Origin of the sequence: Arthrobacter sp. fls2-241-R2A-172, from assembly GCF_030208885.1 — a bacterium.
GTDB lineage: Bacteria > Actinomycetota > Actinomycetes > Actinomycetales > Micrococcaceae > Arthrobacter.
Genome location: NZ_JARVTB010000002.1, coordinates 189973 through 213714, shown reverse-complemented (window position 1 = coordinate 213714; position 23742 = coordinate 189973). Strand labels below are relative to the sequence as shown.

General features: G+C 62.9%; 20 protein-coding genes. 4 read left to right on the top strand and 16 right to left on the bottom strand.

From position 1 onward, the window contains the following. Positions 1–127: 127 nt before the first annotated feature. The 14 genes from secG to QRM57_RS03775 form a co-directional block, all read right to left on the bottom strand. Positions 128–385 carry a preprotein translocase subunit SecG gene (gene secG / locus QRM57_RS03840; RefSeq protein ID WP_211712625.1) on the bottom strand — a complete coding sequence of 86 codons (258 nt, stop codon included), beginning with the start codon at positions 383–385 and terminating at the stop codon, positions 128–130. 36 nt (positions 386–421) lie between these two features. Then, on the bottom strand, positions 422–1237 hold the full coding sequence (gene tpiA / locus QRM57_RS03835) for a triose-phosphate isomerase (protein ID WP_284985653.1): 816 nt from the start codon (positions 1235–1237) through the stop codon (positions 422–424). A 75-nt stretch (positions 1238–1312) separates the two neighbouring features. Beyond that, complete coding sequence (locus QRM57_RS03830) at positions 1313–2539, bottom strand: phosphoglycerate kinase (protein ID WP_257368145.1); 1227 nt, start codon at positions 2537–2539, stop codon at positions 1313–1315. Between the two features lie 9 nt (positions 2540–2548). Then, positions 2549–3559: a type I glyceraldehyde-3-phosphate dehydrogenase gene (gap, locus tag QRM57_RS03825; protein ID WP_024821016.1), complete on the bottom strand. Its 1011-nt coding sequence runs from the start codon at positions 3557–3559 to the stop codon at positions 2549–2551. 270 nt (positions 3560–3829) lie between these two features. Further along, positions 3830–4453: a superoxide dismutase gene (locus QRM57_RS03820; protein ID WP_211712622.1), complete on the bottom strand. Its 624-nt coding sequence runs from the start codon at positions 4451–4453 to the stop codon at positions 3830–3832. A 172-nt stretch (positions 4454–4625) separates the two neighbouring features. Next, the gene (gene whiA / locus QRM57_RS03815) at positions 4626–5606 is read right to left on the bottom strand and encodes a DNA-binding protein WhiA (protein ID WP_235521726.1); all 981 of its coding nucleotides are present in this window, start codon (positions 5604–5606) and stop codon (positions 4626–4628) included. A gap of 9 nt (positions 5607–5615) precedes the next feature. Next, the gene (locus QRM57_RS03810; protein ID WP_235521725.1) at positions 5616–6632 is read right to left on the bottom strand and encodes a gluconeogenesis factor YvcK family protein; all 1017 of its coding nucleotides are present in this window, start codon (positions 6630–6632) and stop codon (positions 5616–5618) included. Beyond that, positions 6632–7552, bottom strand: coding sequence for an RNase adapter RapZ (rapZ, locus tag QRM57_RS03805; protein WP_235521724.1), 921 nt, complete (start codon positions 7550–7552; stop codon positions 6632–6634). The genes QRM57_RS03810 and rapZ overlap by 1 nt, the downstream gene beginning before the upstream one ends. A gap of 53 nt (positions 7553–7605) precedes the next feature. After that, a complete protein-coding gene (uvrC, locus tag QRM57_RS03800; protein WP_257368146.1) occupies positions 7606–9621 on the bottom strand; it encodes an excinuclease ABC subunit UvrC in 2016 nt (671 codons plus the stop codon). A gap of 61 nt (positions 9622–9682) precedes the next feature. Further along, entirely contained in the window at positions 9683–10351 is a 669-nt protein-coding gene (locus QRM57_RS03795; RefSeq protein ID WP_235521722.1) for a lysophospholipid acyltransferase family protein, read from the bottom strand. Beyond that, positions 10338–11054: an HAD hydrolase-like protein gene (locus tag QRM57_RS03790; RefSeq protein ID WP_284985652.1), complete on the bottom strand. Its 717-nt coding sequence runs from the start codon at positions 11052–11054 to the stop codon at positions 10338–10340. Before QRM57_RS03790 ends, QRM57_RS03795 begins: the two co-directional genes overlap by 14 nt. A gap of 61 nt (positions 11055–11115) precedes the next feature. Further along, complete coding sequence (gene uvrA, locus QRM57_RS03785; protein ID WP_257368148.1) at positions 11116–14043, bottom strand: excinuclease ABC subunit UvrA; 2928 nt, start codon at positions 14041–14043, stop codon at positions 11116–11118. 65 nt (positions 14044–14108) lie between these two features. Further along, the gene (locus QRM57_RS03780; protein WP_257368149.1) at positions 14109–14489 is read right to left on the bottom strand and encodes a GntR family transcriptional regulator; all 381 of its coding nucleotides are present in this window, start codon (positions 14487–14489) and stop codon (positions 14109–14111) included. Positions 14490–14643: 154 nt separating this feature from the next. Continuing rightward, a complete protein-coding gene (locus tag QRM57_RS03775; protein WP_284985651.1) occupies positions 14644–15420 on the bottom strand; it encodes a trans-aconitate 2-methyltransferase in 777 nt (258 codons plus the stop codon). A gap of 70 nt (positions 15421–15490) precedes the next feature. Between QRM57_RS03775 and QRM57_RS03770 the strand changes: the two genes are divergently transcribed. From QRM57_RS03770 to QRM57_RS03755, 4 genes are read left to right on the top strand one after another with little or no spacing between them, the layout of a single operon-like run. After that, positions 15491–18025: a DEAD/DEAH box helicase gene (locus QRM57_RS03770; protein WP_284985650.1), complete on the top strand. Its 2535-nt coding sequence runs from the start codon at positions 15491–15493 to the stop codon at positions 18023–18025. Between the two features lie 11 nt (positions 18026–18036). Continuing rightward, entirely contained in the window at positions 18037–19428 is a 1392-nt protein-coding gene (locus QRM57_RS03765) for a CoA transferase (protein ID WP_284985649.1), read from the top strand. 13 nt (positions 19429–19441) lie between these two features. Then, complete coding sequence (locus tag QRM57_RS03760) at positions 19442–19954, top strand: GNAT family N-acetyltransferase (protein ID WP_257368153.1); 513 nt, start codon at positions 19442–19444, stop codon at positions 19952–19954. Beyond that, entirely contained in the window at positions 19947–21284 is a 1338-nt protein-coding gene (locus QRM57_RS03755; protein WP_284985648.1) for an alpha/beta fold hydrolase, read from the top strand. Before QRM57_RS03760 ends, QRM57_RS03755 begins: the two co-directional genes overlap by 8 nt. Positions 21285–21328: 44 nt before the next feature. On the opposite strand, the gene QRM57_RS03750 is transcribed toward QRM57_RS03755, so the two are convergent. Together QRM57_RS03750 and QRM57_RS03745 are read right to left on the bottom strand one after the other, a co-directional pair. Further along, positions 21329–22675, bottom strand: coding sequence for an MFS transporter (locus tag QRM57_RS03750; protein WP_284985647.1), 1347 nt, complete (start codon positions 22673–22675; stop codon positions 21329–21331). A 28-nt stretch (positions 22676–22703) separates the two neighbouring features. Further along, a complete protein-coding gene (locus tag QRM57_RS03745) occupies positions 22704–23732 on the bottom strand; it encodes a TerC family protein (RefSeq protein WP_257368156.1) in 1029 nt (342 codons plus the stop codon). Positions 23733–23742 lie beyond the last annotated feature (10 nt).

Below are 23742 nucleotides of genomic sequence, written 5' to 3'. Positions count from 1 at the left end.
GCCCTGCAGGCCTTGCGGCCGACACGCCAATTCTAATCCGGGGAGCCCGACGGCGGCACTGCTGTTTGGTGCGGGGCAAGAAAAAAGGGGAGGTTCCCGTGAAGGAACCTCCCCTAGCCAGGAACGACTAGGAGTCGCCGCCCGAAGCAAAACGCATGATCAGGCCCAAGCCAATGATGACTACGCCCCAGGTAATTCCGAGAATGATGGTGAAGCGGTTCAGGTTGCGCTCGGCAACACCTGAGGAGCTCAGACCTGAACTCATTCCACCACCGAACATGTCGGACAGACCGCCGCCACGTCCCTTATGCAGGAGGATGAGCAGCGTCAGCAGGAGGCTGGTGATGCCCAGCAGGATCTGCAGAATGACTTGAAGAACGTCCACGACGGCCTTTCGAAGAAGCGGAAATCGGGAGCCGGACTAGTCAGTGACCAGGTGGTTCTCGAACCTGACAATGTTAGCAAACTCCGCGGGGTCCAGGCTGGCGCCACCCACAAGCAAACCGTCGACGTCGCTTTCTGCCATGATTGCCGCGGCGTTGTTGGCCTTGACGGAACCGCCATACAGCAACCGTGTCTTGGACGCGACCGTTTCGTCAAAGAGCACGGCAAGTTCGGCACGGATGGCAGCACACATTTCCTGGGCATCCTCAGGACCGGCTACTTCCCCGGTTCCAATGGCCCAGACGGGCTCGTATGCCACTACAAGCTCAGCCGCCTGCTCGGCCGTAAGACCCTCAACACCGGCCCTCAACTGGGCCAGCGTGTGCTCAACGTGTGTTCCGGCCTGGCGGACTTCCAGGCCCTCTCCCACGCACAGCACCGGGGTGACGCTGTGGCGGAAGCCTGCCTTGACCTTGGCGTTCGCGACTTCGTCGGACTCGTTGTGGATGGTGCGGCGCTCACTGTGGCCCACCAGGACGTAGGCGCAGCCCAGCTTGTTGAGGAACTGACCGGAGATATCGCCGGTGTAAGCGCCGGAGTCGAACTGGGACAGGTCCTGGCCGCCGTAAACGATTTCCAGGTCGTCGCCCTGAACCAGGGTCTGGACGCCGCGGAGATCGGTGAACGGAGGGAAGACGGCTACCTCTACCCGGTTGTAGTCGTGCTTGGCGTCGGACAGGGTCCAGGCGAGCTTCTGCAGCAAGGTGATGCCCTGGACATGGTCCATGTTCATCTTCCAGTTGCCGGCGATGAAGGGTTTGCGAACGAAGTTGCCGTTGGCAGAGGTAGTCACATGAACTCCAAAGATTACGTTGTGATGTGGAACGGCCGGCAGGACGCATAGGCGTCCTGCCGGCCGGTTTGGTGCTTAGCGGTCCAGGACGCTGAGCCCCGGAAGTTCCTTGCCTTCAAGGTATTCCAGGCTTGCGCCGCCGCCGGTCGAGATGTGGCCGAACTGCGAATCGTCAAAGCCGAGGGTGCGAACCGCGGCCGCTGAGTCGCCGCCGCCCACCACTGTGAAGGCCACAGTGTCGGTGAGCGCCTGCGCGATGGCACGGGTGCCGGCAGAGAAGGCCTCAAATTCGAAGACGCCCATGGGGCCGTTCCAGAAGACGGTCTTGGCTCCCTCGATTTGTGCTGCGAAAGCCGAGGCCGTTTCGGGTCCGATGTCCAGGCCGATGCCGGAAGCACCGAAAGAGCTTTCCTCAATGGCATCCGCCCTGACAACCTCGTGGTCGGCATCCGCTGCGAAGCGGCTGGCTACCACCACGTCAGTTGGAATGACAAACGACGTTCCGGCGTCGGCGGCACGGTTGAGGTAGTCCTGGACGACAGGGATCTGGTCTTCCTCCAGGAGGCTTGCTCCAACCTTGTGCCCGGCAGCAGCCAGGAAGGTGAACAGCATGCCGCCGCCAACCAGGATGGTGTCAGCCTTGCCCAGCAGGTTGTCGATGACAGCCAACTTGTCGGAGACCTTGGAACCGCCGAGGACCACGACGTAAGGGCGCTGCGTGTCGCTGGTCAGTTTCCGAAGAACTTCAACCTCGGTGTGGACGAGGTCGCCCAGGTAAGAGGGCAGCCGCGTGGCGACGTCGTAAACGCTGGCGTGCTTGCGGTGTACCGCACCGAAAGCATCGTCCACGAACGCACCGTTGCCACCTGTCAGTGCAACGAGTTCGTCAGCGAACGCGCCGCGCTCGGCATCGTCCTTGCTGGTTTCCCGGGCGTCAAAGCGAACGTTTTCGAGGACCAGCACGTTCCCGTCCTGCAAGCCACTGGCAAGCTCCTTGGCGGAGGCGCCAACGGTATCCTTGGCGAGCTGCACGGAGAAGTCCGCGAGTTCAGCCAGGCGGTCCGCTGCGGGCTTCAGGGAGTACTTTTCCTCGGGGGCACCCTTGGGGCGGCCGAGATGGGCGGTTACGAGCACACGGGCACCGGCGTCCGAGAGCTTCTTGATGACCGGCAGGGACGCTTTGATGCGGCCGTCGTCGGTCACTGTAGAGCCGTCGAGCGGCACATTCAGGTCACTTCTGACCAGAATGTACCGCCCGCGGACACCTTCAGCGATGAGTTCGTTGAGGGTGTGAGATGTCATGTGTCTACCCTAGCCCAGCTTGGATGCGACGAGCTCCGTGAGGTCGACGAGGCGGTTGGAGTAACCCCACTCGTTGTCATACCAGGAAACAACCTTGACCTGGTTGCCGATGACTTTGGTGAGGCCGGAGTCGAAGATGGACGACGCCGGGTCGCCAACGATGTCCGAGGACACGATCGGAGCGTCCGTGTAGGAGAGGATGCCAGCCCACTGTTCGGACTCTGCTGCGGCCTTCACTGCGGCGTTGACTTCCTCGACCGTGACTTCGCGGGAAACCGTCACCGTGAGGTCCGTTGCGGAACCGGTGGGGACGGGAACGCGAATGGCGTAGCCGTCGAGCTTGCCCTTGAGTTCGGGCAGGACGAGGCCGATTGCCTTGGCCGCACCGGTGGAGGTGGGAACCATGTTGATGGCTGCTGCACGGGCACGGCGGAGGTCGCCGTGCGGGCCGTCCTGCAGGTTCTGGTCGGCCGTGTAGGCGTGGACCGTGGTCATGAGGCCACGCTCGATGCCGAAGGCGTCGTTGACGACCTTGGCCAGCGGGCCGAGGCAGTTGGTGGTGCAGGACGCGTTGGAGATGATGTTGTGCGCTGCCGGGTCGTAGAGCTCGTGGTTCACGCCCATCACGATCGTGATGTCTTCGTCGCTGGCAGGTGCCGAGATGAGGACCTTCTTGGCTCCGGCGTCGATGTGCTTCTGCGCTGCGGCGGCCTTGGTGAAGAAACCGGTGGACTCGATAACGATGTCCACGCCCAGCTCGCCCCACGGAAGGTTCGCGGGATCGCGCTCTGCCAGGACCTTGATCGACTTACCGTCGACAACCAGGTTTCCATCGACAACTTCCACGGTCTGGGCGAGGCGTCCACCGACGGAGTCGTACTTCAGGAGGTGGGCGAGGGTCTCGGGGCTGGTGAGGTCGTTGACTGCGACGATCTCAAGGTCTGCGCCCTGGGCCAGTGCTGCGCGGAAGTAGTTACGGCCGATGCGGCCGAAGCCGTTGATACCAATACGGGTGGTCACTATGTGTCAATCTCCTTGGTGCTCTTGCAAGCACGCCTAGTGAGTCGGATCAGATATTTCCAACTAACAGACCCCGCACGCCGTTGGGCAGAGGTGATTATCAGATCGGAGGGCGACCAGCCACGTTGCTGAAGGCTAACCGCCTTCCGTGATCCATCTTACGTTTAACTAAGCCTGCCCCCGCAACTGCGGAGGCAGGCTTTTCAGCATTTAGCCGGAATTCACGCTAAAAGTGACTTTTGTTACATCTCCGTGAACCCTTGCTCACCACTAGAGGACGATGAGGCCCGTGGCGTTGGTGCGTGCGGCTTCGAAGCGCTTGGCGACGTCTGCCCAGTTTGCGATGTTCCAGAAAGCCTTGACGTAGTCAGCCTTGACGTTGACGTAGTCCAGGTAGAAGGCGTGCTCCCACATGTCCAGCATCAGCAGCGGGGTGGTGCCGAGCGCAACGTTGCCCTGCTGATCGTAAAGCTGCTCGATGACCAGGTTTCCGCCGATGGGCTCGTAGGCAAGGAATGCCCAGCCCGAACCCTGCAGGGCCAGTGCAGCAGCGCTGAACTGTGCGCGGAAGGCATCGAAGGAACCGAAAGCGTCGTCGATGGCTGCTGCAAGTTCACCTTCGGGCTTGTCGCCGCCGTCCGGGGAGATGTTGTTCCAGAATACGGAGTGGTTGATGTGGCCACCGGTGTGGAACGCGAGGTCCTTGGAGAGGCGGTTGATGTTGGCGAAGTCGCCCTTGTCGCGTGCCTCTGCGAGCTGGGAGAGCGCGTTGTTCGCGCCTGCGACGTAGGCCGCATGGTGCTTGCTGTGGTGCAGTTCCATGATCTTTGCCGAAATGTGCGGCTCGAGTGCTGCGTAGTCGTAGCCGAGCTCGGGCAGAACGTACTCTGTCACGAAATCCTCCAATGTAATGGACTGACGTCCGGGTTGGTAACTCGTTATTTCATCCGGCCAGCGGACCGGCCGGAAATCCTTGGCGAAGAAGCCTGCTCCTGCGTCCATCGGGAACAACCCGCCGCGCCCTCACAGTATTTCCTCCGCACTTTTTCGATTCTATGGGTGTGGCCTACTCGTCCATCATTTCGGGAGTCACATTTGCCTCGGTGCCCGGGATGCCCAGGTCCAGGGCGCGCTTGTCAGCCATGGCCAACAGGCGGCGAATACGACCCGCGATGGCGTCCTTGGTCATGGGCGGATCAGCGAGCCGGCCCAGTTCATCCAGGCTTGCCTGTTTATGGGCGACGCGGAGCTCCCCCGCGTACTTGAGGTGGTCCGGAACGTCGTCACCAAGGATCTCCAGGGCACGGTCCACCCTTGCGCCGGCCGCAACGGCAGCCTGGGCCGAGCGGCGCAGGTTGGCGTCATCAAAGTTGGCAAGCCTGTTGGCCGTGGCCCTGACTTCCTTGCGCATCCGCCGTTCCTCCCAAACCATGAGTGCGTCGTGGGCACCCATACGGGTCAGGAGGGTGGCGATGGTGTCCCCATCACGGATGACGACGCGGTCCACGCCGCGCACTTCGCGGGCCTTGGCTTGGATTCCCAGGCGCCGGGCCGCACCCACCAGGGCAAGGGCCGACTCTGGCCCGGGGCAGGTGACTTCAAGGGATGACGAACGTCCCGGCTCCGTCAGGGACCCGTGCGCGAGGAAAGCGCCCCGCCAGACAGCCTCGGCGTCAGCTGCTGAACCGTTGACGACAACCGATGGAAGCCCCCGGACCGGGCGGCCACGCCCATCCAGGAGGCCCGTCTGACGGGCCAGTGCCTCACCGTCCCGGACTACCCGGACAACGTAGCGGCTCCCGCGGCGCAGGCCGCCCCCGGAAACAACGATGATTTCGCTTTGGTGGCCGTAAACCTCGGCGATCGCGGCGCGCAGGCGCCGCGCCGTGGAGGCGAGGTCCACTTCGGCCTCAATGACGATGCGCCCGGAGATGATGTGCAAGCCGCCCGCAAAGCGCAGCATTGCCGAAACCTCGGCCTTGCGCACCGAAGATTTCTTGATGTCAAGCCGGGACAGTTCGTCCTTGACCGACGCAGTAAGTGCCATCGTGTGTTCCTAACTGTTCCCGAAAATATCGTGGTAGGCCGCTGCCAGCAGCAATGGATCATGGACGGGGCGCCGCCTCGACGCCCCTACTCTACCCAACACCACTTCCGCACCGAGCATCCCGGCAGCCTTCTCGAAGGCCTTCAGGTCCTGGATTGCAGCGGGGTCGGCGAGAACCACATCCACGCTGAACTCCGGTGCGTACCGGCGCAGGACATCCAAATGGTCCGCTGCCGTCATACCCGAGGTTTCCTTGGTCTCGACGTCCAGATTCATGGTCAGGCAGCGCTTGGCCGCGGTGTCCCCCAGCGCCTGGCGGAGCTCAGGGAGCAACAGGTGCGGGAGCACCGAGGTGTACCAAGAGCCGGGCCCGAGGATCACCCAGTCGGCGAGTTCGATGGCGGTGAGCGCCTCCGTGCAGGCCGGAGCGGCTTCGGGAAGGAGGGTAACGTCTTCCAGCTTCCCGGCTACGGCGCACTTCGCCTGGCCACGGACGGTCTGCAGTTCGTAGCCGCCGTCGGGGAGTTCCACTCTGGCCCTCCCCTCAATGGTGAGGGGAACACTGGACATGGGCAGTACTTGCCCGCGGGCACCGAGCAGTGCTCCTGCCCATTTCAGTCCGGCGACGGTGTCCCCGAGCAACTCCCACAGGGTGACGATGAGCAGGTTGCCCATGGCATGGTTGTCCAGCGACCCGCCCTTGGCCGAGCCTGCGTCAAAACGATGCTGCATGACGTCCCGCCAGGTGCGTCCCCAGTCGGTATCGTCGCAGAGCGCACTCAAGGCCATCCGCAGGTCCCCGGGCGGGAGGACGCCGTACTCGTCACGGAGACGCCCGGAAGAGCCGCCGTCGTCCGCTACTGTCACGATTGCCGTCAGCTCGGACGTCAGCAGCCGCAGCGCCGACAGTGACGCTGCCAGTCCATGACCACCTCCCAATGCGACCACCGACGGGCTTTTCTTCTGTTGGCTGCCGGGGACACCTTTCGGTGGAATGAGCGGCAGCGGGCCGGTCAGGACCCCCACTACTCGCGCCCCAGGTCGCGGTGGGTGGTGGTGACAGTAACGCGTGGATACTGCGCCAGGCGCTTGGACAGCTCGACGGCGACGGCCACCGAACGGTGTTTGCCTCCGGTGCAGCCAACGGCCAGGGTGGCGTAATGCTTGTTCTCCTGGCGGTAGCCGTCCAGTACCGGTTCGAGGGCGCTGACGTAGCGGTCCACGAATTCGTGGACGCCATCGGCCGCGAGGACATAGTTGCTGACGTCCTCATCCAAGCCGGTGTGCGGCCGGAGTTGCGGAACCCAGTGCGGGTTGGGAATGAAGCGTGCGTCGGCAACGAAGTTGGCGTCCACGGGAAGCCCGTACTTGAAGCCGAAGCTCATGACGTTCAGACGCAGGGTGACGGGTCCGGTGTCGCTGAACAGTTCGGTGATGGCCGTGGCAAGCCCGTGGACGTTGTACTCCGTGGTGTCCAGGACGACGTCAGCATGCTCGCGCAGTTCCCGCAGGACCTCGCGCTCGATGCCGATGCCATCGAGGATCCTGCCGCCGCCCTGAAGCGGGTGGGGCCTGCGGCCTTGCTCGAACCGGCGGACCAATACTTCGTCACTGGCATCCAGGAAAAGCACGCGGAAGGTGATGCCCGTGGCGCTCAAGGCTCCCAGTGCCGTTTGGATGTCAGTAAAGAGGTCCTTGCTGCGGACATCGACCACAACGGCCAGCTTGGGAATCGATTTGGGGGCGTGCGAAACAATTTCAGCCAACGTACCCAGCATTTGCGGGGGCAGGTTGTCCACGACGTACCAGCCATGGTCTTCCAAGGCGTCCGAGGCCGTGCTGCGCCCTGCCCCTGACATGCCAGTCACTACCAGCAGTTCCGCCTCCGGTGGTTTGACCGGCGTGAGGCCGTCCTGCTCCGTGCCGGACCCTGTTGCCTCATCCATCAAGTGTTCCCCGTTCAGTTCGGAATGGTCGTTGCAGCAACTTCTTACCCTAGCTAAGATTCAAGGATTTCGCCGGTGGTCATGTTGATCGCCGGAGTTGCCTCCTCGGAGTCCGCAGTGGAGCCCAGGTGCTGGACAACGGCGGCTGCCAGTGCCGGGCCGATGCCCTTGGCGGAGGTGAGCTCCTCGACGGACGCGGCCCGAATTTTCTTCAGCGAGCCGAAGTGTGCCACCAGCGCCTTGCGTTTTGCTTCACCGAGGCCAGGAACCCCGTCCAGCGCGGAGACCGTCATGGCCTTGCCACGCTTTTGCCGGTGGAAGGTAATGGCAAAGCGGTGGGCTTCGTCCCGGATCCGCTGGAGAAGGTACAGGCCTTGGGAGGTTCGGGGCAGGATGACCGGGAAGTCGCTGTCGGGCAGCCAGACTTCCTCGAGCCGCTTGGCCAGTCCTACGACGTAGACGTCGTCGACTCCCAGATCCGCCAGGGCGCGCGAAGCCGCGTTGACCTGAGGTTGACCGCCGTCCACCACCACCAGGTTGGGTGGGTAGGCGAACTTGGCTTTCGGTGCCGGCATGGTGGGGTCCGACGGCGGCGCCTCACCTGCGCGGGCACTTCCGGGCCGGGCGGGGTTGCTGATTTCGCCGGAGACCACAGGGACCTGTGCCACCTTGTCCGCCAGGTAATGCCGGAACCTGCGCGTCAGGACGTCATGCATGGCTGCGGTGTCGTCCGCCGCGGCGGCACCGGTGATGGAAAACTTGCGGTAGTCGGCTTTCTTGGGAAGGCCATCCTCCACGACCACCATGGACGCCACCACGTTGGTCCCTTGCACATGCGAGATGTCGAAGCACTCGATCCTAAGCAACGGCACAGGAATGTCCAAGGCTTCCTGGAGTTCCTGGAGGGCCAAGGACCGGACGGTGATATCGCCGGCACGCCGTGTCTTGTGCAACTTGAGTGCCTGCTCCGCGTTCTCGCGGACCGTGGACATCAACGCAGCCTTGTCCCCACGCTGCGGAACCCTGATGTCCACTTTGGCACCGCGAAGGCCTCCCAGCCATTCAGTCAGTTCAGCGTGGTTGCTGGGGTTCTCGGGGACCAGGACTTCCCGCGGAATGCGGCCCTGGACTTCGCTGTCCTCGCCATAGACCTGCTGCAGCAGATGTTCGATGAGCTCGGGCGTGGTGGCATCCTCGACCTTCTCCACCACCCATCCGCGCTGGCCCCGGACGCGGCCTCCGCGCACGTGGAAGACCTGCACCGAGGCCTCCAGCTCGTCGTCATGCAAAGCGAAGACATCGGCGTCGGTGTCCTCGGCAAGCACTACGGCATTGCGTTCAAAGACCTTGCGCAGGGCGATGATGTCATCCCTGAGCCCCGCCGCGCGCTCGTAATCAAGGTCGGCTACCGCTGAGGCCATCTCTTTCTCGAGCCGGCTGATGAAGCGCTTGGCTTCACCTCCCATGAACGAACAAAAGTCCTCTGCGAGCACCCGGTGCTCATCGGCAGTGACCCTGCCGACACATGGCGCAGAACATTTGTCGATGTAGCCAAGGAGGCACGGCCTTCCGCTGGACTCGGCCCGCTTGAACACACCGGCACTGCAGCTGCGGACCGGGAATACCCTCAGCAGCGTGTCCATGGTTTCCCGGATGGCACCGGCTGTGTAGGGCCCAAAGTACCTGGTCCCTTTTCTCCGCTCTCCCCGCATGACCTGTACCCGGGGGTATTTCTCGCCCATGGTCACAGCAAGGTACGGATACGTCTTGTCGTCACGGAAGACGACGTTGAAGCGGGGCTTGAATTCCTTGATCCATGTGTATTCGAGTTGCAACGACTCGAGTTCACTGCCAACCACGGTCCATTCAACGCTGCTGGCAGCATGGACCATGGCATGGGTCTTGGGGAGCAAGCCTGCCGGGTTGGCGAAGTACGAATTCAGCCGCGAACGGAGGTTCTTGGCCTTGCCTACATAAATGACCCGGCCGTGGGGGTCGCGGAAACGGTAGACGCCCGGCGTGGTGGGAATTTCACCTGTTTGGGGTCGGTAACTTGCTGGATCTGCCACATGTCCAGTCTAGTGAACCGGACCGACACCAGATGCCACGGCCAAGCCAGGGCCCGGGTGGCTAGTCCACGGATTTGCTCTGGTTGTAGCTCGTGGAGCGTTCCTGTCCGCTGAGCAGCGCAATGGCGTCCATGATCTTGTCCGTGACCTCGCGGCGGGCGGGCAGCGAATGATCCGGACCCGTCTTATCGAAGTAGAGCGGTTCCCCAACCTTCATGGTGAAGTGCTGGGGACGGACGGCATTCTTATCCGCCGGCTGGAGCTTCTCTGTGCCGATCAGCCCCACGGGGATGACAGGTGCACCCGTAGTCAGGGCAAGCCAGCCCACTCCGGTGCGACCACGGTAGAGGATTCCATCGCGGGACCTGGTGCCCTCGGGGTAGATGCCGATGCCCTTGCCCGATTCAAGGATATCCAGCAGGGTCTTCAACGCCTGGACGCTGGCCGCCTGCTCGCCCCGCTCTACGGGTATGGAACCAACAGCTTCAAAGAAGGACTTCATCACAGCGCCCTTGACGCCCTTGGTGGTGAAGTATTCCGCTTTGGCAAAGAACGCGACCGGTCGTGGCATCAGTGCCTGAACGATCACGCTGTCAAGGAAGGAGAGGTGATTGGGGGCCACAATGAACGGGCCGTCGGTGGGTACGTTCTCAAGTCCAATGACCGTAGGGCGGCAGGTGGACGAAATGAGCCCGCGGGTAGTCCACCGGATCGCATCAAATACTGCCATCGTTTTGTACCTCGCTCAGGGCTGCCGCGCGGACAGCGTCAAGTTCTTCGATTGTGCTTTTCAGTTCGAGCGCGGTGCCCACCACGGCCACTGCCCCGGCCTGCTCGAGTTCGCCGTCGGGGGCAAAACCCCAACCGACGCCGATGCAGTCCAGCCCGTTGGCCATGGCACCTGCTACGTCCTGGTGCCTGTCCCCCACCATGACTGCGGGCTGCGAGTGCAGGTCGGCCAGGGCTGCGCCCACGATTTCAACCTTGCCGGAAGCAGTGTTGGCGCCCAAGTACTCGTCGTCGGCCGCGCCCCTTATGGAGACGAAGAAACCGGCAATGCCGTGATGCTCCAGGACAAGGCGGGCAATGGACTGTGGTTTCTGGGTAGCTACTGCCACCGGACGGCCGGACTCAGCAAAGTCCTGCAGAAGATCCTGGATACCCGGATAAAGCTTGCTCTGGGCAATTCCGGTTTCCTTGTAGTGGCGCCGATAACGATCAATGACCTCGTCCACCAATTCTGTGGGGACATTGGCCAAATGCAAGAGCGAATCACTGAGCTTCGGGCCGACCATGGAATTAAGGACCGCCTGCCCTGGAACAGGAAGGTCCATTTCCCTGAGGGCGGCAGAGATTCCCCCGGTTATGCCGCCGGCAGGATCGACAAGGGTGCCGTCCAGATCGAATATTACGGGCACCTTTGTTTGAGTCACCGGGTTAGTTTCTCACGAGTAGCGGCATGCCTGAAACTCGCATGCCGCTACCGGAATACTTCTATCCCAGAATCTCGGCCAGGAATGTCGCGGTGTGACTCTCCGTGGATTTAGCCACTTGCTCGGGTGTTCCCGTGGCAATAATCCGGCCACCGCCGGATCCACCGTTGGGGCCAAGGTCCACAATCCAGTCAGCAGACTTGATGACGTCCAGGTTGTGTTCAATGGTGATAACGGTGTTGCCCTTGTCCACCAGCCCTTGGAGAACCATCAGGAGCTTCCGGATGTCCTCGAAGTGGAGCCCGGTGGTGGGCTCATCCAGGACGTAGATGCTCCTGCCGTTGGAGCGCTTCTGGAGTTCGGCTGCCAGCTTGACGCGTTGTGCCTCGCCCCCGGACAACGTGGTGGCAGGCTGGCCGAGCCGTACATAGCCCAGGCCAACGTCCACCAGGGTCCTCAGGTGCCGCGCGATGGGGGTGAAGGCCGCAAAGAATTCCGCGCCTTCCTCGATGGGCATGTTGAGGACGTCGGCGATCGTCTTGCCCTTGTAGTGGACCTCAAGGGTTTCCCGGTTGTAGCGGGCTCCATGGCACACTTCGCAGGGAACGTAAACGTCCGGCAGGAAGTTCATTTCGATCTTCAGGGTGCCGTCACCGGAGCAGGCTTCACAGCGCCCACCCTTGACGTTGAAGGAGAACCGTCCCGGCTGGTAGCCCCGGACCTTGGCTTCGGTGGTCTCGGCGAACAGCTTGCGGATGTTGTCGAACACACCGGTATACGTTGCCGGGTTGGACCGGGGCGTGCGGCCGATGGGACTCTGGTCGACGTGGACCACCTTGTCCAGGTGCTCCAGCCCCGTCACGGTCTTGTGGCGACCGGCGACCTGCTTGGCGCCGTTGAGCTTATTGGCCAGCACCTTATAGAGGATCTCGTTCACCAGCGTGGACTTGCCGGAACCGCTGACACCTGTGACGGCAGTGAAGAGTCCCAGGGGGAACGTCGCGTCAACGTTGTTGAGGTTGTTCTCCCGGGCGCCAACAACCTTCAATTCGCGCTTTTTGTCGTATTTACGACGCTTCTTGGGGATGTCGATGGTGCGGCGGCCAGACAGGTAATCGCCAGTCAGCGACTCGGTGTTCGCCAGGAGCTCTTTGTAGGTTCCGGAGTGCACAACCTGGCCGCCGTGCTCGCCGGCGCCCGGTCCGATGTCCACCACCCAGTCGGCCTCGTGGATGGTGTCTTCGTCGTGCTCCACGACAATCAGCGTGTTACCGAGGTCCCGGAGGCGCGTCAGCGTCTCGATGAGCCTGCGGTTGTCCCGCTGGTGGAGTCCGATCGATGGCTCGTCGAGGACATACAGCACACCCACAAGGCCAGAGCCGATCTGGGTTGCCAGCCTGATCCGCTGCGCTTCGCCACCGGACAAGGTGCCGGAGGGCCGTTCGAGGTTGAGGTACTCCAAACCGACATCCAGGAGGAAGGTCAGCCGGGCCTGGATTTCCTTCAGCACCTGGTTGGCAATCTGCGCCTCCCTGCTGGTCAGGGTCAGGCTGCCCAGGAACTCCGCGCACTCCCGCATTGGCAGGGCTGCGACTGCGGCGATCGACTTGCCGTTGATCAATACCGACAGAGACGCCGGGTTCAGGCGCGCGCCATTGCACTCAGGGCAGGGGATTTGGCGCATGTATTCTTCGTAGCGGTCGCGGGCCCAATCCGAGTCCGTTTCCCCGTGCTTCCGGTGGACATACTGGATGGCGCCTTCGAAGCCGGTACTGTACTTGCGCTCCCGGCCGAAACGGTTCTTGTACTGGACAACGACCTTGTGGTCCTTGCCGTGGAGCACGGTGTTGCGGACGTCCTTCGGGAGTTTCTCCCACGAGGTCTTCATGGAGAAGCCCAGTTCGTGGGCCAGGCCCTCCAGGAGGCGGTTCCAGTATTCGGTGGTCGCCGTACCCAGCGACCATGGGGCGATGGCGCCCTCGCCAAGCGACAGTTCCGGGTTGGGAACTATCAATTCCTCGTCGACTTCAAGCTTGGTGCCAATACCACTGCAGGCGGAACACGCACCGAAGGGATTGTTGAACGAGAAAGAACGTGGCTCGATCTCATCGATGGCCAGGGGATGTTCGTTGGGGCAGGCCAGGTTCTCGGAAAACGCCCGGATGCGTCCAGGATCTTCGGCATCGAGGTCGACGAATTCGACCAGGACGCGCCCCTCGGCCAAGCCCAGGGCTGTTTCGACAGAGTCGGTGAGCCGTTGGCTGATGTCTTCCTTGACCACCAGGCGGTCCACCACAACTTCGATGGTGTGTTTGAACTGCTTGCCCAGCTTGGGAGGATCGCTCAGCTGTACCAGCTCACCATCCACGCGGGCACGGGAGTAGCCCTTGGCGGTCAGTTCTTTGAAAAGGTCAACGAATTCTCCCTTGCGTCCGCGCACCACGGGTGCGAGGACCTGGAAGCGCGTACCCGTCTCCAGCTCCAGGAGCTGGTCCACGATTTGCTGGGGAGTCTGGCGGGTGATCGGCTCGCCGCACACTGGGCAGTGCGGGCGGCCGACGCGGGCCCACAGGAGCCGCATGTAGTCGTAAATCTCAGTGATGGTGCCCACGGTGGAGCGCGGATTCTTGCTGGTGGACTTCTGGTCGATGGACACCGCAGGTGACAGGCCCTCGATGAAATCGACATCGGGTTTGTCCACCTGGCCGAGGAATTGGCGCGCGTAGGCGGACAGCGATTCCACGTACCGGCGCTGGCCTTCAGCGAAGATAGTGTCAAAAGCCAGCGATGACTTGCCGGAACCCGAGAGTCCCGTAAACACGATCATGGCGTCCCGCGGCAGGTCCAGGTCCACGTTGCGAAGGTTGTGTTCCCGGGCGCCCTTGACCACCAGGCGCGACAGGTCCGGCCTGGCGGGCTTGGTTTCAAGAACGGCTGGGATGCTGTTCGGCGATTCGATGGCGGTATCTTCAGCTAAGGCTTTGGGCACCTACCAATGCTAATCGAAAACTTCTTCGAATTTCCATGTCGTGCCTCACACCCTACTGATCGGTATCAGTCGGCGTCGTAGGCGGCCGCAAGAAGCTGCACCGCTTCAGCGAAGGAAGCCCCCTGTGCTTTCGCGGCAGCCGCATATTCGGCAGCTACGCCGGCCAGCGCTCCCCATCGGTCATCCCGCGCGCAGACGACCGTGCCGTTCCTCCCCCGGGTAGCCACAACGCCGGCCGCTTCCAGCTCCTTGTACGCGCGGGCCACTGTATGGGGTGCAACATCCAGCGCACCCGCAAGATTGCGGACCGGAGGAAGCTTCGCCCCGACCGCAAGGGCTCCGGAGTCAACCAGTTCGATGATCCGGAGGCGCAACTGTTCAAAGAGCGCTACGGCGCTCCCGGTGTGGGGCCGCCAAGTGCCGGGGAACTCGCCTGTGGGAGTCATCAGTAACTCCGGCCGGTCACCGGCGTCGTGCGCGGCGTGAGGGGTTCGAAACGTCCATGGTCCATGTCGAAAATTAGACCAGCGACGCCGGTACGGGACAAGCCGGTCCGGCGGGGGAAACTGTCGGCTGCTGGAATTGGCGGCAATCCGGGGTTCAATTCTTGCGCGCGACCGCAAAGATCCGCCGGAAAGGAAAAACTGTGCCGTGTTTCGTGGCCGGATAAGCTTCCCGCAGCATCGCGGCGTATTCCTGCTCGAAGTCTGCGGCTTCCTCCGCGGACAAAGCCGCCAGCACAGGTCGCAAGCCCGTGCCGCGGACCCACTCCAGAACAGGGTCTTCGCCGGTCAGTACCTGCTGGTAGGTGGTCTCCCAAGCGTCAGCCGTACAACCGGCGTCGAGCATGATGCCCAGGTAATCCGCAGGACTGCTTACAGCGCCATCGTGCCGAAGGACTCCAGCCAACCGGGGCGACCACCGCGGCGACTCTGCCAGTCCGCGCATCAGGGCGTGGGACGGAGAGGTGAAATTTCCCGGTACCTGCATGGCGAACCAGGCGCCGGGTTTGAGGTCGCGCAGCCAAGCAGCCACCATTTCCTGGTGGCCCGGTACCCATTGGAGCGCCGCGTTCGTGACAACCACATCGGTATCCGTATCCGGTTCCCAGCGGGCGATGTCGCCCAGCTCGAACTCCAGCCGCGCGGTCTGCTTCGCCAGCGACTCCGCTTTGCGGAGCATCTCCGCCGAGGAGTCAACGCCTACCACGCGGGCCTCGGGCCATCGATCGGTCAGCGTCGCCGTCAGGTTTCCGGGGCCGCAACCGAGGTCCACCACCTTCCGCGGGTCGTTGGCCTGGATCCTCCCCACGAGGTCATGGAACGGCCTGTCCCGATGATTACCGAACTCGGCGTACTTGGACGGGTCCCACTTCATTAGAGCCTCCTCGCGTCTGGCATCACTGCTGGGCCGAGCCTAAACCGTGCGGGCACTAAGCTGGAAACCAATGAAACTTCTTGAGCAGCTTCCCGGTTCCGCCGACACCGGTCCCCTGGACCCGGACGAAATTTACACACGGTTCGTGGAGTGGACGGAGAGTCGCGGGCTTCAGCTGTACCCGGCGCAGGACGAAGCGATCATGGAGCTCGCCTCGGGCGCCAACGTCATCCTTGCCACTCCCACGGGCTCCGGAAAGTCCCTGGTGGCGATCGCTGCGCACTTCGAAGCCATGGCGCGCGGCCAACGGAGCTACTACACCGCCCCCATCAAGGCGCTGGTGTCGGAAAAGTTCTTCGCCCTGTGCGACATTTTCGGCGCAGAGAACGTTGGCATGATCACCGGTGACTCCGGGGTGAACCAGGATGCGCCGATCATTTGCTGTACAGCTGAGATCCTCGCGAACATCGCCCTCCGCGAGGGTGCTTCCGCCGAGTTGGGCTCCGTCATCATGGACGAGTTCCACTTTTACTCCGACCCGCAGCGGGGGTGGGCCTGGCAGGTGCCACTGCTGGAACTCCCCCAGGCCCAGTTCCTCCTCATGTCCGCGACGTTGGGCGATGTGACGCGCTTCGAGGCCGGCCTGTCTGATCTCACCGGCCGCTCCACCACCACTGTGAGCTCGGCCGAACGCCCCATCCCGCTGCACTACTACTACCAGGTGACGCCTGTCCACGAGACCCTTGAGGAGCTGCTCGCCACCAAGCAGGTTCCGGTGTATGTGGTCCATTTCAGCCAAGCCGAAGCCATTGAGCGCGCCCAGAACCTCATGAGCATCAACATGTGCAGCCGTGACGAGAAGGACCGGATCGCTGAACTCATCGCGGGCTTCAGGTTTGCCGCCGGATTCGGAAAGACCCTCAACAGGCTGGTCCGGCATGGCATTGGCGTTCACCACGCTGGAATGCTCCCCAAATACCGCCGCCTGGTGGAGCAACTCGCCCAAGCAGGACTCCTGAAAGTTATTTGCGGCACTGACACGTTGGGCGTTGGCATCAACGTGCCCATCCGCACTGTGCTGTTGACGGCCCTAAGTAAATACGACGGCGTTCGAACCCGCCCCCTGAACTCCCGTGAGTTCCACCAGATCGCCGGCCGCGCAGGCCGTGCCGGCTACGACACTGCAGGCACGGTGGTCGTCCAGGCTCCCGAACACGTGGTGGAGAACACCAAAGCCATGGCCAAGGCCACGGCCAAGTTCGGCGACGACCAAAAGAAGCTGCGCCAGGTGGTCAAGAAGAAACCGCCGGAGGGATTTGTTTCCTGGGGCGAGCCGACGTTCAACAAACTGGTGGAATCCATTCCGGAGCCGCTGACGTCCAGCTTCACCGTCACCCACGCGATGCTCCTGAATCTCATGGAACGTCCTGGCGACCCCTTCCAGGCAACCCGCAGGCTTCTGAGCGAAAACCATGAGAGCCGGCCCGCACAGCTGAAACTGATGAAGAAAGCCTTGGGAATCTATCGTGAGCTCCTGGCAGCAGGAGTTGTTGAACGGATCCCTGAGGACCAGCAGGAAGCCGAGGGGCGCTCGGTTCGTCTCACAGTGCACCTGCAGGCAAACTTTGCCCTGAACCAGCCGCTGTCCCCCTTCGCCCTTGCCGCGTTGGAACTGCTCGACCCGGAGTCGCCGTCATATGCCCTTGACGTTGTTTCCGTGATCGAGTCAACGCTTGAGAAGCCACGAAAGATACTCTCCGCCCAGCAGAAGAAGGCACGCGGCGAGGCGGTTGCGGCCATGAAGGCTGACGGCATCGAGTACGACCAGCGCATGGCCATGCTCGACGAAGTAACCTACCCCATGCCGTTGGCCGAAATCCTGGGCGAAGCCTTCGAGGTCTACCGCAAGGCAGCCCCATGGGTTGGCGACTTCGAACTCGCGCCGAAGTCGATTGTCCGCGACATGTATGAGCGGGCCATGAACTTCGGGGAGTTCGTCCAGTTCTACGGCTTGGCCCGTTCGGAGGGCATTGTCCTCCGCTATCTGGCGGACGGTTTCCGGGCCCTCCGGCAGACCGTTCCCCAGGACCTGCTCCGCGAGGATCTCGAAGACCTGATCGCATGGCTGGGGGAACTGGTGCGCCAGGTGGACTCCAGCTTGCTGGATGAATGGGAGGAACTCACCTCCGGGGCTGCCCCGACGCCGCACGATGCGCCACCGCCCCCGCCTCCGTCGCTGACGTCCAATATCCGGGCCTTCCGGGTGATGGTCCGTAACGAGATGTTCCGCAGGGTTGAACTTTTCGCCGACGAGGATTCCAATGCCTTGGGCGAACTCGATGCCGATGCCGGCTGGGATGCCGGGCGTTGGGAAGACGTGTTGGACGATTACTTTGACGAACACGACGACATCGGCACCGGACCCGACGCGCGCGGACCGGGCTTGCTCATCATCACCGAAGAGCCCGGCACGTGGAAGGTCCGGCAAATCTTCGATGACCCGGCAGGCAACCACGACTGGGGCATATCGGCCGAAGTGGACTTGGCAGCCTCCGACGAGTCCGGCACTGCAGTGGTCCGCGTGACGGACGTCAACAGGCTCTGAGCGGGAATCCCATGGGAACCATCCCCGACCTCGGTGCAGGCCTGCGGAAACTTGAGGCATTGGTTGAAGTGCCTCCCGCTGCCTGCGACGGTCCGCGCCGGTGGTGGGGTGGTGCATTGGACGTCGAAGGCCTCGCGCTCGGCTCAGTCCAAGCGGTGGCAACTGCGCTCAACGCACTCACCGGATCTCCCGGCAGGTATTCCACCTCAGCCGCTCATGCGGCGGCTGCATTCGATTCACTGGGGCACCTGAGAATCGCTGGGCAGAAACCAGTGGGCTTCGCTCCGATGTCAGGCTTCAGGCCCACGAAGGATGGCTGGATCCGCCTTCACGCCAACTATCCCCACCATGCTGCCCGTTTGCTGGAAGCCCTTTCAGCGACCAGCCCACAGGACGTGGACCGTACGCTCTTGTCGATGACCTCCCTGGAGGCCGAGGCCGCGATCGTGGCCAACAAGGGCGTGGCTGCGGCCGTCCGGAGCCGCACCGAATGGCTCGCCTCGCCGATGCATCATGCGGCGGCCTCCGGCGGCTGGATCGACATCGAATCTTCGGCTGAGCATGCTGCCGCTTCGCACCGGACGGCGTGGTTTCCTGCCACAAACCCGCGGCTGCCGCTGGACGGATTACGGGTCCTGGACCTGACCCGTGTCATTGCCGGCCCCACCGCAACTCGGCTCCTGGGGGCCCTCGGCGCGGACGTACTACGCATCGACCCGCCCCAGCTTCCGGAATTAACGGACGCTTTCGTCGATTCAGGTTTCGATAAGCGAAGCGCCGAGGCGGATCTTGGCCGGACCGCGGACTTGGGCGTCATCAACGGGCTGGTTGCTTCGGCCGACGTTGTGGTCACGGGATACCACGACGGCGGCCTGGACCGTTTCGGTCTGGGGCCCGGTGCGCTGTTGGCGAGCAGGCCCGGCCTCGTCGTTGCCACCTTGACCGCGTGGGGCCGCAGCGGACCGTGGAAGGGGCAGCGTGGATTCGACAGTCTGGTGCAGGCGGCCACCGGGATCGCCGAACGGTATGGACAGCCCGACGACGCAGGGTGGAAGCCCGGGGCGTTGCCTGTCCAGGCTCTTGACCATGCCACAGGGTACGGACTGGCTGCTGCCGTCATCGCCTTGCTGGGCGAACGGCTCCATACAGGACGTGGTGGTTTGGCCAGGATGTCATTGGCGCGGACCGCCGAGGAACTTTTTGCCCTCCCCCGGGACTACGGGGATGTTGCAGCCAGTCCGCTGCCGGAACCTGATGTCGTTGTCGCGGACAGCCCCTACGGGACGCTCGAGTTCGTGGCGCCGCCCCTCCTGGTGGGAGGCATACAGCTGATGTACCGGGAGCCGCCCGTACAGTACGGATCGTCAGTGTTGGCTTGGCGGCGGCAGGCCGATCTGCCCTAGTAAGCTCGATGCCATGAGTGTAATCCGACCCGCCACAGTTGAAGACGTTCCCGCAATCCTTCGTATGATCCACGATCTTGCGATCTACGAGAAGGAACCGGACGCCGTCAAGAACACTCCTGAGATGCTTTCGGACGTCCTCTTTGGGGACAACCCCCGGGTATACGCCACCATCGCCGAGAATGCCGCGGGCACGGTGCAGGGCTTTGCTTTGTGGTTCCTGAACTATTCCACGTGGGAAGGGGTCCACGGTATCTACCTTGAGGACCTTTATGTGGAACCGGATGCGCGCGGCGAGGGCCACGGCAAGGCGCTGTTGCAGCACCTGGCCGCAACGGCCGTCGAACGTGGATATGCGCGTGTCGAGTGGAGTGTCCTGAACTGGAACGAGCCCTCGATCAACTTCTATAAGAACCTTGGAGCCTTCCCCATGGCGGAGTGGTCAACATTCCGTCTGACAGGTGACGCGCTTGAAGCCTTTGGCGCGACTTCCGACCCCGCCAGCCAGGCACTCACCCGTGGCTGAAACCGTGCTGCCCAACAACGGCCACAGTATCCGCGGCCGCCACGAGTTCCGTGGGATCCGAACCGTGGAGCACTACTTCACAGTCCCCCTGGACCACGCAGCGGAGAGCCCGAGCGGTTCCGGGGAAACCATCTCGGTATTCGCCCGTGAATACTCCTCCACTGCGCACACCCCCGAAGCTGCCAGCCGCTTGCCCTGGCTCCTGTACCTCCAGGGCGGCCCGGGTGGCCGGGGCAACAGAGTCACTTCCCTCTCCGGGTGGATGAAAGCCGCCGCGAAGGATTTCCGGATCCTCATGCTCGACCAACGCGGCACGGGGTTGTCCACCCCCGTCGAGCCCATGAGTCTGGAACGACGGGGAGATGCGGAGGCGCAGGCGGATTACCTGACGCATTTCCGCGCGGATTCCATCGTTGCCGACGCTGAGCACATCCGATCGGTCCTGGACTCGGGACCCTGGTCCGTCCTGGGCCAAAGCTTCGGCGGGTTCTGTGCCTTGACGTATCTCTCCTTTGCGCCCGAAGGACTGCGGGAAGTGCTGATTACGGGCGGGCTGGCCCCACTCCAGGGTGCGGCCGACCGCGTGTACCAGGCCACCTTCCGCCGTGTCGCGGCCCGTAACGCCGAGTACTTTTCCTGGTATCCCGAGGACCGGGAACTTGTAACCCGGATTGTGCGCCATCTGGAGGAGCAGCCGGAGTTCCTGGCCAGTGGCGAGCGGCTGACGCCTGAGCGGTTCCAAATGGTGGGATCATTCCTGGGAGGCAACGGCAGGGTGGATGCACTGCATTACCTCCTGGAGGACGCGTTCATCGAGACCAGTAACGGCCCGCGGCTCTCTGAGTTGTTCCTCGAACAAGTGCGGGCGCTGGTGAGCAGGGGAACCAATCCCCTCTACGCCGTGATGCACGAGTCGATCTACGGCCAGGACGAGGCTACGGATTGGGCCGCTTGGAGGGTCCTGCGGGAATACCCCGAGTTCGAGCCCGGTGCTGAAGCGCCGCTGCTCACCGGCGAAATGGTGTATCCGTGGTACTTCGAGCAGGACCCATCCCTCGCCCCAATGCGCGAGGTGGCCGGCCTGCTGGCCAGCAAGAAGGACTGGAAGCCCTTGTACGACACCGAGCGGTTGGCAACCAACACTGTGCCTGTTGCGGCTGCGGTGTACAAGGACGACATTTACGTTGACCATGACCTTTCACTGGAGACGGCAGCCGCCGTGCGTGGGCTCCAGCCGTGGGTCACCGCCGATTTCCACCACGATGGCATTGGCGAGGACGGTGAAGGCATCTTCGGACGGTTGTTGGGCATGGTCCGGACTGCCCGCTAGGCCACGAATCACCGCACCGCTGCCAGCACTGGGTCGAACCGGGGTCACTGCGGTGTCTGCTGGCGGGGCTGCCCTGCGTGGCGGACGGGTCCCCGAAAGGCCGCAACGCCGGCGAGTGCCAGCACTGCCGCCGCCACCATGCTCGAAGCGATGTTGAGGCCTTGGTAGCCGATCCAGGCCAGGAGCAACCCCGAGGTGGCACCGCCTACCGCTCCGGCTGCGCCCATCAGCGTGTCCGATACACCCTGCACAGTGACGCGTTGGCCTGGTGCGACGCTCTCTGCCAGCAGGGTTGAGCCGGCAATCGTGGCTGCGGACCAGCCCAGTCCGAGCAGGATCAGTCCGCTGGTGACCAGGATGGGTTCGTGCTGGCCGACGCCGGCGATGAACACGGCCAGCAGCAAGAGGCCGTGCCCCAGAGCGATGGTCTGCAGCCGCCCGGCCCTGTCCGTCAACCAGCCCCACAAGGGCGACAAGGCGTACATTCCCGCAATGTGCAGCGAAATGGTCACGCCTATGATCACCAAGGCGTCCGTGCTCTCGGTGGTGCCTCCGTGGTGCCCCTGATGCGATCCACCCAGCAGCTGCTGCAAATGCAATGGCGTCATGGACATGACAGCCACCATCACGCCGTGGGCGCCCACCACCGCCGTGAGGGCCAGCATCGCCTGCGGCGACGAGCGGACAGCCCGCAGTCCGGACCCGACAGTGCCCCTGATGGGTTTTTCCCCCGCCTCGGCAGGCCCATCGGCGGCGGCCAGACGACGGGCCAGCAGCAAGGGATCCGGCCGTAGGCCGACGAAAAGCAGAACGGCTGCCAGCAGCAGCCCAGCCGCGGAAAACACGAACGGTCCAACGATCGGAGGCAGGCCCAAAGCGGCTCCGACGACAGCGCCGGGCTGGATCAGGTTCGGCCCTGCGACCGCGCCGATGGTGATCGCCCAGACCACCGTCGAGAGCGACCGGCCACGGTGCTCGGGTTGGGCAAGGTCGACGGCGGCAAACCTCGCCTGGAGGTTCGCCGCGGTACCAAGCCCCAGGAACGCCGCACCCAACAGCAGGACGACGAAGAGTTGACTCATCACGGAAACGATGATGAGAAGCGCCCCCGCCATGGCTGCCACTAAACCGGTCACAAGACCGACACGGCGCCCCCGCGACTCCGCCAACCGTGCCAACGGTAGGGCCGCGATCGCTGCGGCCAGGGTCAGGACCGTTGTAATGGAACCCGCCCAGGCCTCAGAACCGGTCAGGTCCACGGCCAGGAGTGACCCGATAGACAACGTGGCTCCGTTGCCGACTCCGCTAAGGAGCTGGGCTGAGCTGAGCAGGAAGACGGAACGGCGCTGGACCCGTTGAGGGTCCAGCGCCGTCGTCGAAGTGGTGTTCACTTCATGAGACTACAACGATCCAAGCCTGTTATTCGGCTTCGCTCAGGCTCTTTCGTGCGTCCTCTTCCAGCCTGGCATCCATCTTGGCTTTGCGGGCTGCCGGGCTCAGGAGGCTGGCCACGACTGCCACAATGATGGTTCCGACGATGACCGCGAGCGAGACGTACGTGGGGATCTCCGGAGCCCACTCGATGTGGTGGCCACCGTTGATGAAGGGCAGTTCGTTGACGTGCATGGCGTGGAGGACCAGCTTGACGCCAATGAACGCCAGGATCACGGACAGTGCGTGCTTCAGGTAAACCAGGCGTGTCATCAGGCCACCGAGCAGGAAGTACAACTGGCGCAGGCCCATCAGCGCGAAGATGTTCGCGGTGAAGACGATGAACGCGCTCTGGGTCAGCCCGAAGATCGCCGGGATGGAGTCGACAGCAAACAGGAGGTCTGTCAGGCCGATGGTCACGAAGACGATCAGCATGGGGGTGAAGACCTTCTTGCCGTTTACGGTGGTCCGCAACTTGCCGCCGTCGAACTTCTCCGACATGGGCAGGACCTTGCGGAGGCGCGCAATAAGCGGGTTCTCGGCGCCTTCTTCCTCATCTTCACCGGAGTCCTTGGCCTGCTTCCAGGCAGTCCACAGCAGGAACGCGCCAAAGATGTAGAACACCCAGCTGAACTGCTCGATGACTACAGCGCCGAGTGCAATGAAGATTCCCCGAAGGACCAAGGCGATGATGATTCCCACCATCAGCACTTCCTGTTGGTACTTACGGGGCACCGCGAACCGGGCCATGATGATGATGAAGACGAACAGGTTGTCGATGCTCAGGCTGTACTCGGTAACCCAGCCCGCGATGAATTGGCTGCCGTACTCCGGACCGGTGAAATAGAACATTGCTCCGGCGAAGACCATGGCCAAGGCCACATAGAAGGCGACCCACAGGCCGGCTTCCTTCATTGAGGGTTCGTGGGGGCGTTTGACGACCAGCAAGAGGTCAATCAGCAGAATAATTCCAAGGACGACGAACGAGCCGACCTCGAACCAGACAGGGAGCTCCATTTAGGGGCCT